Source organism: uncultured Brevundimonas sp. (assembly GCF_963975535.1).
Taxonomy (GTDB): Bacteria; Pseudomonadota; Alphaproteobacteria; order Caulobacterales; family Caulobacteraceae; genus Brevundimonas.
Genome location: NZ_CAXBHE010000011.1, coordinates 58,567 through 71,765, shown reverse-complemented (window position 1 = coordinate 71,765; position 13,199 = coordinate 58,567). Strand labels below are relative to the sequence as shown.

At 66.6% G+C, this 13,199-nt stretch carries 14 protein-coding genes and 1 other annotated feature; of the genes, 10 read left to right on the top strand and 4 right to left on the bottom strand.

Annotated features, from left to right (window positions below; translation table 11 throughout):
* Window positions 1-5 precede the first annotated feature (5 nt).
* Window positions 6-434, bottom strand: coding sequence for a hypothetical protein (locus tag AACZ75_RS13910; protein WP_339873675.1), 429 nt, complete (start codon window positions 432-434; stop codon window positions 6-8).
* A 113-nt stretch (window positions 435-547) separates the two neighbouring features.
* On the opposite strand from AACZ75_RS13910, the gene AACZ75_RS13905 reads away from it, so the two are divergent.
* From AACZ75_RS13905 to AACZ75_RS13895, 3 genes are all read left to right on the top strand, one after another.
* Entirely contained in the window at window positions 548-1,183 is a 636-nt protein-coding gene (locus tag AACZ75_RS13905) for a glutathione S-transferase family protein (protein ID WP_339873673.1), read from the top strand.
* 27 nt (window positions 1,184-1,210) lie between these two features.
* Window positions 1,211-1,426: a hypothetical protein gene (locus tag AACZ75_RS13900; protein WP_339873671.1), complete on the top strand. Its 216-nt coding sequence runs from the start codon at window positions 1,211-1,213 to the stop codon at window positions 1,424-1,426.
* Window positions 1,427-1,525: 99 nt separating this feature from the next.
* Window positions 1,526-1,580 (top strand) — a sequence feature (sul1 is cis-regulatory element that is thought to sense ions involved in sulfur or methionine metabolism; They are found in Alphaproteobacteria).
* A 62-nt stretch (window positions 1,581-1,642) separates the two neighbouring features.
* The gene (locus AACZ75_RS13895) at window positions 1,643-3,124 is read left to right on the top strand and encodes a SulP family inorganic anion transporter (RefSeq protein WP_339873669.1); all 1,482 of its coding nucleotides are present in this window, start codon (window positions 1,643-1,645) and stop codon (window positions 3,122-3,124) included.
* Window positions 3,125-3,150: 26 nt separating this feature from the next.
* Here the strand turns inward: AACZ75_RS13895 and AACZ75_RS13890 are convergent, their stop codons facing one another.
* On the bottom strand, window positions 3,151-3,378 hold the full coding sequence (locus AACZ75_RS13890; protein WP_339873667.1) for a hypothetical protein: 228 nt from the start codon (window positions 3,376-3,378) through the stop codon (window positions 3,151-3,153).
* A gap of 633 nt (window positions 3,379-4,011) precedes the next feature.
* On the opposite strand from AACZ75_RS13890, the gene AACZ75_RS13885 reads away from it, so the two are divergent.
* From AACZ75_RS13885 to AACZ75_RS13865, 5 genes are all read left to right on the top strand, one after another.
* On the top strand, window positions 4,012-4,494 hold the full coding sequence (locus AACZ75_RS13885) for a YetF domain-containing protein (RefSeq protein WP_339873665.1): 483 nt from the start codon (window positions 4,012-4,014) through the stop codon (window positions 4,492-4,494).
* 32 nt (window positions 4,495-4,526) lie between these two features.
* On the top strand, window positions 4,527-4,784 hold the full coding sequence (locus tag AACZ75_RS13880) for a BrnT family toxin (protein ID WP_339873663.1): 258 nt from the start codon (window positions 4,527-4,529) through the stop codon (window positions 4,782-4,784).
* Window positions 4,774-5,085 (top strand): BrnA antitoxin family protein, encoded by a 312-nt coding sequence (locus tag AACZ75_RS13875; RefSeq protein ID WP_339873661.1) that lies wholly within the window; start codon window positions 4,774-4,776, stop codon window positions 5,083-5,085. Before AACZ75_RS13880 ends, AACZ75_RS13875 begins: the two co-directional genes overlap by 11 nt.
* Before the next feature lie 76 nt (window positions 5,086-5,161).
* Window positions 5,162-5,761, top strand: a complete 600-nt coding sequence (locus AACZ75_RS13870; protein ID WP_339873659.1) for a GrpB family protein — start codon at window positions 5,162-5,164, stop codon at window positions 5,759-5,761.
* Window positions 5,762-5,831: 70 nt separating this feature from the next.
* Window positions 5,832-7,214, top strand: a complete 1,383-nt coding sequence (locus AACZ75_RS13865; protein WP_339873657.1) for a hypothetical protein — start codon at window positions 5,832-5,834, stop codon at window positions 7,212-7,214.
* 306 nt (window positions 7,215-7,520) lie between these two features.
* On the opposite strand, the gene clpB is transcribed toward AACZ75_RS13865, so the two are convergent.
* Window positions 7,521-10,109: an ATP-dependent chaperone ClpB gene (clpB, locus tag AACZ75_RS13860; RefSeq protein ID WP_339873655.1), complete on the bottom strand. Its 2,589-nt coding sequence runs from the start codon at window positions 10,107-10,109 to the stop codon at window positions 7,521-7,523.
* A 186-nt stretch (window positions 10,110-10,295) separates the two neighbouring features.
* Between clpB and AACZ75_RS13855 the strand changes: the two genes are divergently transcribed.
* Together AACZ75_RS13855 and AACZ75_RS13850 are read left to right on the top strand one after the other, a co-directional pair.
* Complete coding sequence (locus AACZ75_RS13855) at window positions 10,296-11,918, top strand: serine hydrolase (RefSeq protein ID WP_339873654.1); 1,623 nt, start codon at window positions 10,296-10,298, stop codon at window positions 11,916-11,918.
* A complete protein-coding gene (locus tag AACZ75_RS13850; protein ID WP_339873652.1) occupies window positions 11,918-12,769 on the top strand; it encodes a hypothetical protein in 852 nt (283 codons plus the stop codon). The genes AACZ75_RS13855 and AACZ75_RS13850 overlap by 1 nt, the downstream gene beginning before the upstream one ends.
* A 31-nt stretch (window positions 12,770-12,800) precedes the next feature.
* Here the strand turns inward: AACZ75_RS13850 and AACZ75_RS13845 are convergent, their stop codons facing one another.
* On the bottom strand, window positions 12,801-13,118 hold the full coding sequence (locus tag AACZ75_RS13845; protein WP_339873650.1) for a metalloregulator ArsR/SmtB family transcription factor: 318 nt from the start codon (window positions 13,116-13,118) through the stop codon (window positions 12,801-12,803).
* Window positions 13,119-13,199: the final 81 nt, after the last annotated feature.

The following is a 13,199-nucleotide window of genomic DNA, read 5'->3' as shown; positions in this document are numbered from 1 at the left end:
ACGGCTCACCGCTTGCGGAACCGGGCCGCGTCGCCCGCCAGGGATGAGCCCCAGGCGTCGGGCTGTTCCTCGTCGGGCTGGAACGGCAGCTCGCCGGCGACGCCGCGAAGGGCCAGCCACAGCTGGGTGCTGAAATGGTCGAGCATGCGCAGCGGCTTGCGGCGGTTGTCGGTGACGTCCCAGCCCGCGGCCTCGAAGGCCTCGACCTGGCGGGCCTGGGCCATCTGGTCGATGCCGTCCCAGCCGGCGGGGCGGGCGATGGCCTCGGCCTCGTCGGCGGTCAGGCCGAACACGGCGCGGGAGCAGGCGTCGATCTCGGGAAATTCGGCGCGGGCCCCGGGTTCGGCCCAGTCCCGCTTGAGCAGGGCCTGGTATTCGAGATCGGCGATCCCGGGCAGGTCGATCAGGCGGCGCAGGCGGGGCGATGCGGTCATGACCCTGACTTACCGCCCGCCCACGCCGGGCGATAGTCACCGCCGCGTGAGACCGCTGGTTGATTGCGGCGTCCGGGTCTAGATTGGGGCCTGCAGACCGGAGTCCCGCGACCATGAGCGACGAAATCGTCTTCTATACCAATCCCATGTCGCGCGGGCGCATCGTGCGCTGGATGCTGGAGGAGCTGGGCCGGCCGTATCGCACCGAGCTGCTGGAGTACGGCACGACGATGAAGGCCCCGGCCTATCTGGCCATCAATCCGATGGGCAAGGTCCCGGCGGTGGCGTACCGCGGCGTGGTGGTCACCGAATGCGCGGCCATCTGCGCCTGGCTGGCCGATGCCTTTCCGGAGGCCGGTCTGGCCCCGGCGTCTGACGATCCGGCGCGCGGTCCCTGGCTGCGCTGGCTGTTCTTCGCCGCCGGGCCGCTGGAGGCCGCGATCACCGCCAGGTCGCTGGGCCTGCTGGCCCCGGCGGACAAGGCGATGCAGGCCGGCTACGGCCGGTTCGAGGACGCCGTCGACACGCTGGAGACGGCCCTGGTGCCGGGTCCCTACATCCTCGGCGAGCGGTTCAGCGCCGCCGACGTCTATGTCGGCAGCCAGATCATCTGGGGTCTGATGTTCAAGACCCTGCCCGAACGGCCGGCCTTCAAGGCCTATGCCGACCGTCTCTCGACCCGGCCGGCGGCGGTCCGGGCCCGGGAGATCGACGACGCCCTGATCGCCGCCGCCGCCAAGACCGACTGACCCCCTGAACTGGAAGGAGACTGGCCCATGCGTACCGCCCTTGCCCTGATCGCCGTGCTCACCCTCGGTGCCTGCGCCTCCGGCGCGGTCAATGACTCGCAATACCGGCGCGAGCTGAACGCCCTCGAACAGAGCTGCCGCGAGCGCGGCGGCGTGCTGACCTCGACCGGGGCCAATACCGGCCACCCCGGCACCGAGTTCGCCTGCATCATCAACGCCCCGGCCACCCGAATCGACCGCTGACTCCGGCGCGATCCGGCGGGCCGAGGATGTCGCCGTCCCCCGTCCGGGGGCGGCGGCTTCTTGCTTTTTGCACTGCAATATCGCAAGGGCTGCCGACACCACGGACCCGGCCCCGCCCGGGTGGCTAGCCCGGGCGCCGATCCCCCGGGAAATTGAACGAACCCGGACATCGCGCGCCTGACGCGCCCGGCCGATCCTGCGACGGACCCTGACGCCATGACCCTCATCGCCAATGCGCGCCAGCAATGGCTGGCCAATCCCCGCAAGGATCTGCTGGCGGGTACGGTCGTGGCCCTGGCCCTGATCCCCGAGGCGATCGCCTTCTCGATCATCGCCGGCGTCGATCCGGCGGTCGGCCTGTACGCCAGTTTCGTCATCGCCGTGACCATCGCCTTCGTCGGCGGCCGTCCGGCCATGATCAGCGCCGCCACCGGGGCCATGGCCCTGCTGATGGTCACCCTGGTGCGTGACCACGGGCTGGAATATCTGTTCGCCGCCTCGATCCTGACCGGCATCTTCCAGGTCGCCGTCGGCCTGCTGCGGCTGGGGCGGTATATCAAATTCGTCTCGAAATCGGTGATGACCGGCTTCGTCAACTCGCTGGCGATCCTGATCTTCCTGGCCCAGATGCCCGAGCTGATCGGGGCCAATTGGCAGACCTTCGCCATGGTCGCCGCCGGTCTGGTCATCATCTACGGCCTGCCGCGGATCACCCGGGCGGTGCCGTCGCCGCTGGTGGCCATCGTGGTGCTGAGCGGCTTCGCCGTGTGGATGGGGCTGGACGTGCGTACCGTCGGCGACATGGGGGCCATGCCCTCGACCCTGCCGGTGTTCCACCTTCCCGCTGTGCCGCTGACCTGGGAGACCTTCGCCATCATCGCCCCGGTGGCCGCGACCCTGGCCTTCGTCGGCCTGCTGGAAAGCCTGCTGACCGCCAATCTGATCGACGACATCACCGACACCCCGTCGGACAAGGACCGCGAGACGCGCGGCCAGGGCATCGCCAACATCCTGTCGCCGCTGTTCGGCGGCATGGCCGGCTGCGCCATGATCGGCCAGTCGATCATCAATGTGACCAGCGGCGCGCGCGGGCGGCTGTCGACCCTGTGGGCCGGAGTCTTCCTGCTGTTCCTGATCCTGGTGCTGCAGGACTGGGTCGCGGTGATTCCGATGGCGGCGCTGGTGGCGGTGATGATCATGGTCTCGGTCGGCACCTTCGACTGGGGCTCGATGCTGAAGCTGCGCGAGACGCCGATGCAGTCGTCGATCGTGATGCTGGCCACCACCGGCACCGTGGTCGCCACCCACGACCTGTCCAAGGGGGTGGTGCTGGGCGTGGTCCTCTCGGCCATCTTCTTCATGCGCAAGGTCGGCAAGACGGTGGTGGTGACCGAGGTCGAGTCGCCCGAGGGCGAGCTGCGCTATCAGGTCAGCGGCCAGCTGTTCTTTGCCTCGGCCGATGTGTTCGCCGCCGCCTTCGAGCACCACGGCCATCCGACCCGGGTCGAGATCGACATGACCGACGCCCATCTGTGGGACCTGACCGGGGCCGCCGCCGTCGACAAGGTGGTGTTCCGCTATCGCCGCCAGGGGGCCGAGGTGGTGCTGACCGGCATGAACGCCGCCAGCCAGACCCTGGTGACCCGCGTCGGCAAGCACGAGAAACAGCACCTGCCCAAGGGTGCCGGCGCGCACTGAGGCCCGTCACGGTCCGGGCGGGCCGGTCAGGACCGGGAGTCCGGGTCATCGCGCCCGACCGTTCCATCCCAGTCGGGGGGCACCGGGCCGCCGATGCGGGCCTCCTCGGCCTCGCGGTTCATCTCGAGGATGCGACGCAGGATGTCCGCGCGCAGCCGTTCGCATTCGGCCTCGTCTTCGGCCGTGGGTCGGCGCGGGCGAATTTTCAGGCATTTGGTACCGGACAGGACAACACTCCCTGAGGGTGCGGACATGGCCCGGCCACGCATGGCCATGGGCCGCGCCGGACCGGCGACGGTGTGGAAGGGCGGCGGAGCGCCGGGCCTTCGCCCGGTGTGCTTTGATATTACCGTTTCGACGAAGGCTGACGCTCCGCGTGGGGGTTTTCGGCGAGCTCGCGGTTGGCGACGGTCTTACCGCCTAGCCGTGACGATCGCCGCGGGCGGGCCGTGCCTGTGCCACGGTCCCCGGACCGGCCGGGCTATCCTCACCCGACCCTGACCCCGCTCCCCCACTCCCGCCGCACGCCAGGTCGCAGGCCAGGCGGCCCTTCCTTGCGACGGGACCGGGGGATTATGCGGCTGGTGGGAAGGGGGGCGGGAAGATTGCGGGTCTGATTTAGCTAGTGGATTGATGGTGCTCGGCTTTGGGTAGCGCCGATAGGGGGATTGTTGGCAAACACCTCGCATCGCGTCCCTCTCCCGGCGGGAGAGGGCTTGAGCCTCCGGGAGCGCAGCGACCGGTCAGGCGAAAGGGTGAGGGGTTACGGTGCGACGCGGGCACCACCGTACGCCCACACCCCAACCCCTCTCCCCCGGGAGAGGGGCTATGGATGAACCCTCCCTGGCCCCGCCCGTTCGCTGTGGGAAGCACAGGAGGGTGAGGCGATGGACGGCATATTGTTTCAGGGCTGGCCGGGGCTGGGGCGGACGGCGCTGGTGTCGGTTCTGGTCTATGTCGGGCTGGTGCTGTTCCTGCGGCTGTCGGGCAAGCGCACCCTGTCCAAGCTGAACGCCTTTGACCTGGTGGTGACGGTGGCGCTGGGCTCGATCCTGGCCACGACCCTGCTGAACAGGGACGTGGCCCTGGCCGAGGGTCTGGTGGCCTTCGCCAGTCTGATCGGCCTGCAGTATCTGGTCACCTGGTCGTCGATCCGCTGGGGCTGGATCCGGCGCGGGGTGCGGGCCGAGCCGACGGTGCTGGTGCGCGACGGAGTGCCGGTCGAGGCGGCGCTGCGGCGCGAACGGATCACCGACAACGAGGTGCTGAGCGCCATCCGCGCCGCCGGCGGCCGTGACATGATCGAGGCCGAGCTGGTGATGCTGGAAAGCGACGGCAGTCTGACGGCGATCTTGAAGCGGGCCGGTTGATTTGCGGGCTAAAATGTATATACAAATAGCGCGTGGCCATCGCGTTTGACCCCGCCAAGGACGCAGCGAACATCGCCAAGCACGGCGTGTCCCTGGCCCTCGCGGGCGAGCTTGAGGTTCTGGCCGTGGTCGAGGACGACCGCCGCGACTATGGCGAGGTCCGCAAACGGGCGTTCGGCGTGATCGACGGGGTGTTTTTCAGCCTCGCCTACACGCTGCGGGACGGGCAGGTCCGGGCCATCAGCCTGCGCCGGGCCCATCAGAAGGAGATCGACCGCTATGTCCGATAACAGGCCGAACCCGGAATGGACCGACGAGGACTTCGCCCGCGCCGGGGACGCGACCAGCCTGTCCGAGGCGGAACAGGCGGCCTTTCCCAAGACCCGGGGGGCGCAGAAGGCCCCGACCAAGGTGCCGGTCTATATCCGCCTCGATCAGGACGTGGTCGCGGCCTTCAAGGCCGGCGGCAAGGGCTGGCAGTCGCGCATCAACCGGATGCTGCGCCAGGGGCTGGAGCCGTCCCCAACGCGGCGGTCGGGACAGACAATCAAGATCGGCGCGAAGGCGGCGTCGGACAAGCGGAAGGCCTAGAACCCAACCCCTGGACGACGGGCGTTGATCCACCGGATCGCCTTGACCGCGCCCGCCCCGCTCCGGATCATGGCGCATGCCCAGACCCGTCGCGCTCGCGCCCCATGACCCGCAGTGGAGCGTCCGGGCGGCGGCCCTGATCGCGGAGCTGCAGGCCGCCGCGCCCGGGGTGTTCCGCGCCCTGCACCACATCGGCTCGACCGCCGTGCCGGGCCTCGGCGCCAAGCCGGTCATCGATCTGCTGGGCGCGGCCGGGTCGCTGGCGAGGATCACGGCGGCGCGGTCGGCGCTGGCGGGGCTGGGCTATCGCTGGCGCAGCGAGAACGGCGTGACCGGGCGGCGTTATTTCACGCGGGACGATCCGGACACCGGAGCCCGGGCCGTGCATCTGCATGTCCATGCGGCCGGGGACCCGATGATCGCCTGGCATCTGGCCTTCCGCGACCGGCTGCGCGCCGAGCCCGCCACGGCCGCCGCCTATGCGCGCGAGAAGGCGCGCTGCGCGGCCCGACATCCGGACGACAGCGCGGCCTATGCGACGTGCAAGACGGCGTGGACGGACCGGGTGGCGGAAGAGGCGGTGCGGGGGTGGGCAGGCGGAGGTGATGGCAAGCGCACACTTAGCGATCTTGCAAGATGGGGCGATGAAGGTGATGCCGCGAGGGTCGATACATGACCGCATAACGCGAGACTTGCTCAACATCCAAACTTGAGCGAGCATTGCAGCGCCTTGGGAGGGGCGCAAGATGAGCTACGTCGTCAAGCAGATCGATGATCTGCTAGTTAACCGGGACAATGACCGCCACGGACCACTGCCATCTGAAGAGGCCGCTCTCAAATGGCTACTTGAAAACAAAGGCGACCATATGCGTCGTCTAGCTGCGGATATTGCTGCTACCAAGAAAATATATGAACCGCCACTTATCCGCGAAGAAGCGGAAGGGCTGGTCGTTTATGACGGTAACCGCCGTATCGCATCCCTTAAGTTGCTCGACAATCCAGGAAGGGCCTCCACCCCAGAATGGACAAAATTCTATAGCGACTTAGCGGATGCCAACCCCGAGATACCTAGGGAAGTTGAATGCCGTCTTGAAACTGACGGCGACGTAATCGACGAGCTACTTTATCGCCGCCACACTGGTTCCCAAAACGGAGTTGGACAGAGTCAGTGGGATCCGACAGCCAAGCACAACTTTATCGAACGAACGGGCCGAGGCCGGTCCATAAATATAGCGAGGGAACTTCACGCCGCCCTCCAAAAGCAGGGCTACCCGCGTCCAGTTTGGCAGGTGCCCATCTCAAATGTGAATCGTCTTCTCTCAGGCGAAGCTCAACGAAATCGAGTCGGCCTAAAACTGAAAAAGGACGAGCTGTTTTTCTCCCACGAACCTGCGGCAGTTCTGAAGGCTATTACTCGCATCTACGAAGACATGAGTCTTGGCGAGAAAGTACTCGCCGACGTCTGGGATGCTGAGACTAAAGGAAACTATCTCAACGAGCTCGAACTTGAGGGGATGCTGCCTGCTATAAAATTCGTACTTCGCACTCCGATCCCTCTGTCTGAGTGGCTAGAGGGCGAAGGGGACGAGGACGAAGGCGAAGACGAGCAACCGGAGGCACCGAGCGAAGGCGGTGGGGAGCAAGAAACCGACGATGAGACTAGCGATCCCGAACCGAAGCCGGGACCGGCCAAGCGAAAAAACCTAATCCCTCACGACGTGAACTTTGGCATCCCCAAAAAGCCGGAGCTTACAAGGGTGCGAGCAATATGGGACGAGCTTCAATTCCGATTGTATTTAGACAAGCAACCAAACGCTATTTCAGTACTATTTCGAGTTCTTATTGAATTTAGCGCCACTTATTACCTTAACGCCGTTGGAGATACGAAACATTCCAACGCGTCATGGTCAGAAAAGATGCGAGCAGCAATCACCGATCAGAAATCCCAGGGCCTCATTGACCATGAATACGAAGAAATACTCAGAAAATTTCAGAGAAACGAGGAAGTTCTATCTGCATCTTCTATGAACAAATACATCCACAGCGCCGATCTATCCCCATCGAGACAGCATCTTTGTAGCGTTTGGGATACACTTCAGCGGTTCCTAGTGAACTGCGTCAAGGCGTAGACCGAGCGTCAATGCACCCGCACCGTCCGGTTTCCAGCTCGTTCTCATTACGGCAGAACGGGTCGGAAGATCGAGGGAGGCGAAATTAGGCGGGGTTGAGCGGCCCCTTCATGCGGGTTCGACATGCGCAACTTGTAGCCCTTCTCAAGCCAGCCAAGCAGCAGTGCCTCATTCGGCTCGCGTTGGTAATCGCGCTTGAACCGCGTCACCGAAACGACGAAGGCACCGTCCATATGTCGATGAGGGTAAAGCAAGGTGCCTTTCTGCGGCCCACTAGCAACGAAGGCGTGAAGCTTTATTGCCATCCTAATGCACCCGCACCTTCCCGATCTCGAGCCCGTCGGCCCCGGCGGTGACCCCGATCACCGACCCGTCCTCGATCTCCCCCGCCAGCAGCTTCCTTGCGATCGGGTCGACCAGGTCCTTCTGGATCACCCGTTTCAGCGGGCGCGCGCCGTAGACCGGGTCGTAGCCGCGGTCGGCGATCCAGGCGAGGGCGGGGTCGTCCAGCGCCAGGGTCAGGCGGCGGTCGGCCAGCAGTTTCTCGAAACGCGCCAGCTGGATGCGGACGATGCCGGCCATCTGTTCGCGGCCGAGGCGGCTGAACAGGATGATCTCGTCGATGCGGTTGAGGAATTCGGGGCGGAAATGGGCGCGCACCGACTCCATGACCATGGGGCGGACGGCGTCGACGTCCTCGCCCTCGGCCTGTTGCGACAGGAACTCGGAGCCGAGGTTTGAGGTCATGATGATCAGGGTGTTCTTGAAGTCGATGACCCTTCCCTGGCCGTCGGTCAAGCGGCCGTCGTCCAGTACCTGGAGCAGGACGTTGAACACATCGGGGTGGGCCTTTTCGACCTCGTCGAACAGCACGACCTGATAGGGGCGGCGGCGGACGGCCTCGGTCAAGGCCCCGCCCTCGTCATAGCCGACATAGCCCGGAGGGGCGCCGATCAGGCGGCTGACGCTGTGTTTTTCCATATATTCGGACATGTCCATCCGGGTGATGGCGGCCTCGTCGTCGAACAGGAATTCGGCCAGGGCCTTGGTCAGTTCGGTCTTGCCGACGCCGGTCGGGCCGAGGAACAGGAAGGAGCCGAGCGGGCGGTTGGGATCGTTGAGGCCGGCGCGGGCGCGACGCACGGCATCGGACACGGCGGTCAGGGCCTCGTCCTGGCCGACCACGCGTTGACCGAGGGCGTCCTCCATCTTCAGCAGCTTCTCGCGCTCGCCCTCGAGCATCTTGTCAACGGGCACGCCGGTCCAGCGGCTGACGACCTGGGCGATCTGTTCGGCGTCGACCACCTCGGGCGTCAGGGGGCCGCCCTTGTCGGTCTCGTTTTCCTCGGCCTCGACCAGCTGTTTCTCGATGCCGGGGATCTGGCCGTAGGCGATCTCGGAGGCGCGGCCGAGGTCGCCGGCGCGCTGGGCCGCGGCCAGTTCGGCGCGCAGCCGGTCCAGCGTCTCGCGCAGCTGGGCCCCGGCCCCGACCTTTTCCTTCTCGGCCTTCCAGCGGGCGGTCAGGTCCCCGGACTCGGCGTCGAGGTCGGCGATTTCGACCTCCAGTTTTTCGAGCCGGTCCTGCGAGGCCTTGTCGGTCTCCTTCTTCAGGGCCTCGCGCTCGATCTTGAGCTGGACCAGACGGCGGTCGATCTCGTCGAGGCTTTCGGGCTTGGAGTCGACGGCCATGCGCACGCGGCTGCCGGCCTCGTCGATCAGGTCGATGGCCTTGTCCGGCAGGAAGCGGTCGGTGATGTAGCGATGCGACAGGGTCGCGGCGGCGACGATGGCGGAGTCGGAGATGCGCACCCCGTGGTGGACCTCATACTTCTCCTTGATGCCGCGCAGGATGGAGACGGTGTCCTCGACACTGGGCTCCTCGATGAACACCGGCTGGAAGCGCCGCGCCAGGGCGGCGTCCTTCTCGACGTGTTTGCGATATTCATCGAGGGTGGTGGCCCCGACGCAGTGCAGCTCGCCGCGGGCAAGCGCGGGCTTGAGCAGGTTGGAGGCATCCATGGCCCCGTCGCCCTTGCCGGCCCCGACCAGGGTGTGCATCTCGTCGATGAACAGGATGATCTGGCCCTCGGCGGCGGTGACCTCGCCGAGCACGGCCTTGAGCCGTTCCTCGAACTCGCCGCGGTATTTGGCCCCGGCGATCAGCGAGCCCATGTCGAGGGCCATCACGGTCTTGTCCTTGAGGCTCTCGGGCACGTCGCCGTTGACGATGCGCACGGCCAGGCCCTCGACGATGGCGGTCTTGCCGACGCCGGGTTCACCGATCAGGACGGGGTTGTTCTTGGTGCGCCGGGCCAGCACCTGGATGGTGCGGCGGATCTCCTCGTCGCGGCCGATGACCGGGTCGATCTTGCCGTCGCGGGCGGCCAGGGTCAGGTCGCGGGCATAGCGTTTCAGCGCGTCATAGGCGTCCTCGGCCCCGGCGGAGTCGGCGGTCTTGCCCTTGCGCAGGTCGATCACGGCCGCATCCAGGGCCTTGGCGGTGACACCGACGGCCTTGAGCACCTCGGCCGCGACCCCGCCCTCGCGGGCCAGGGCGGCCAGCAGGCGTTCGGTGGTGACGAAGGCGTCGCCGGCCGTCTTGGACGCCTCTTCCGCCGTGGCGAAGACGCGGGCGGTGTCACCGTCCAGATAGAGCTGGCCCGAGCCGCCACTGACCTGGGCGCGCTTCTTCAGGGCGGTCTCGGTCGCGGTCTCGGCTTTCGCCGCATCGCCGCCGGCGGCGGTGATCAGGTTGCGGGCCAGACCGTCGCGCTCTTCCAGCAGCACCTTGAGCAGATGCTCGGGCGCGAACTGCTGGTGGCGGCGGGCCAGGGCCAGCGACTGGGCGGACTGGATCGCCTGTTTGGCGCGGTCGGAATAGAGGTCGAGATTCATGCGTGTCCCCTGAAGCGGCGGATGGTCGACCAGTTGCGCCCTTGCGACAAGCGACGCCTTGATCTGAGGCAAAGGTGGGTGTGGCCAGCGAGACACACAAGGGGGATGGGGAAGTCGGTCTGTGCGTCTGGCATCGGTCGCTGGCGCGGGCTAGCGTTCGCGCCCCGTTCGTTCCGGAGCCTGCCCATGTCGATCCGCCTGACCCGCCGCGCCGCCCTCGCCACCGGGGCCGCCTCCGGGGCCGTCGCCCTCGCCCCGCTGTCGGCCTGGGCGCAGGCGGCGGCCAATGATCATGCCGATCTGGCCACGGCGGTCGATGCCTATGTGACGCGCTGCCTGGCGGCCTTTCCCGACCAGCCGGGCCTGGCGGTGGCCCTGGTCAAGGACGGGGCGGCCATCCTGACGCGCGGCTATGGGGTGCGCAAAATGGGCGAGGCGCGGCGCGTCGATGACCACACCCTGTTCGCTATCGCCTCCAACTCCAAGAACGTCACCGCCGCCGGCCTGGCCATGATGGTCGATGCGGGCAGGGTGAAATGGGACGAGCCGGTGCGCACCTATCTGCCCGGCTTTACGCTGTCGGACCCGGTGATCGGCGAGCGGATCACGGTGCGCGACACCCTGAGCCACCGGGCCGGGTTCGGCCTGGGGGCCGGGGACCTGCTGTTCTGGCCCAACAGCGACCGGAGCCGCGAGGCGGTGATGGCCCGGGTGCCGTTCGTGCCGATCGAACATGGCTTCCGCGCCGGCTATCACTATTGCAACCTGATGTTCGTGGTCGCCGGCGAGGTGCTGGCCGCGGCCTCGGGCCAGCGCTGGGAGGATTTCGTGCAGACGCGCATCCTCGACCGGGTCGGCATGGGCGATACGGTGCCGATGGCCAGCCTGGCCGACTCGGAAAAATCGGCCCTGCCGCACGCCCGCACCGGGCCGCCGCTGCGCTACCAGGGGCCGATGCGGCCGATCGCCGATTCGATCGCCGCCATCTGGAACTGGGATTCGGCGGCGGCGGCGGGCGGCCTCTGCGCCAGCGCCGCCGACTGGTCGAAATGGATCGCGGTGCGGCTGGCCATGGGGGCTCTGCCCGACGGCAGCCGGCTGTTCTCGGAGGCGACGGCGAAGGAGATGTGGCGGCCCAACGTCATCGTCAACTCGTCCGAAGGGCCGACCGCGGCCCTGCCCGGCCGCGCCATCGCCGCCACCTATGCGATGGGCTGGTCGGTGCAGGACTATCGCGGCGAACGGCTGGTCAGCCATGGTGGCGGATCACCCGGCGGCATCTCGGCGACGATGCTGATTCCCGGCCGCAACGTCGGCTTCTCGGTCTTCTCCAATGCCGAGGAGAGCCATCTGCTGCGGGCCCTGCGCTCGGGCATCACCGACATCTGCATGGCCAAGACCGATTTCGACTGGGTCGCCGACTCGGTGACGCGCAACGATGAGGGCATCGCCAAATCCCTGGCCGCCGCGGTCGAGATCGACGCCAAACAGGCCGCCGGGGCCCCGCCGTCCCTGCCGCTGTCAGCCTATGCCGGGACGTGGCGCGATCCCTGGTACGGGGATGTCACCATCGAGGCCCACGACCTGCAACTGTGGCTGAGCTTCACCCACAACCCGGCCCTGCAGGGCCCGCTGGAACCCTATGACGGCGACACGATGCGCACCCGCTTCCCCGACACCCGCGAGGAGGACGCCTTCATCACCTTCGAACTGGAGGACGGCCACCCGGTGCGGGCCACGGTCAAGGGCGTCTCGCCGGATATCGATTTCTCGTACGACTATCAGGACCTGAAACTGGTGCGGATATGATGTTTTTTCTCAGTCTGGCCCTGACCCTGGCCGCCGCCCCGACTCCACAGGCCAAGGAGGTTCAGCCACCACCGGCCTGCCGGACCAGCAACTACCAGGCCTGCGCCGACGCCACCGCCCCGGGCAGCCCGGCTCACAGCTGGGCCATGATCAACCTCGGCACCCAGGCCTATCTGGCGCGAAATTTTGCCGAGGCCGTTCGCCTGTATGACGCGGCGCGGATGCCAGGCCAGACCGTGTCCTCCGATGCGCATTTCCACGCGTTTCGGGGCGATGCCTATCGCCATGTCGGTCGGGACAAGGAGGCGCTGGACGACGCCCGGATGGCGTGGAGGCTGTTGTCGGAGGACCCGACCCTCCCGCCCGAAACCCGGGGCCTGTATTCCGTGGGCGACGAGCCCCGCAGCCTGATCCTGACGTTGATCCTGCCCTTGCTGAAGGCAGGCAACGACCCGGCCTTCGAACCGGCCCTGGCGGCGTTCCAGCGCCTGCCCGTGACCGACTGGGTCGCGCATTCCCAGCGGGCTTCCGTGCTGAAAAACCTTGGTGATATTGCCGGGGCGCTGGATCACAACGCCCAGGCCATGGCCGGAAGCCCGGACCATCCGGGCCTGTTGAACAACCAATGCTACTATCTGACGCTTGCGGACCGGGGCCCGGAGGCGATCGGCTTTTGTCAGCGCGCGGTCGAGCAGGAGCCGAACGAAGCGACCTTCCACCACAGCTATGCCACGGCGCTGGCATCGATCGGACGCTGCGACGAAGCCGAGGCGGAGATGACCACGGCCCGCAGGCTCGATCCCTCTGCCGTCTCCTACCGGGAACCGCTGGACTGCCCCGCAGCCGATTGAACCGGCAACGGTCGCCAGGAACCGGCGGGAATCAGCCCTTGGCTTTCTTGCCCTTCGCCAGGGCCGCGCTTTCAGCCTTGATCGGCTTCGAGACCGGGCAGACCTCCTGGGCATAGGCGTTCAGGGTGTTGGCCAGATGGTCGGGCACGAGGCTGTAGTGGACAAACTGGCCACGCTTTTCGCTGCGCACGAGGCCGGCGTTCTCCAGCACCGACAGATGCTGGGACACGGCCGGTTTGGACATGTCGAACCGGGCCGAGATCTCTCCGGCGGTCAGGTCAGCATGGGCCAGATAGGCGAGGATCTTGCGCCGGACGCCGGACGACAGGGCTTCAAACACACGTTGCATGGGGATGTATTTAAGCGATTTGCTAAGGGCTTGCCAGCCTCTTCGATTAGGTATTTAAGTCAAGAACTAATTACCTAGGAG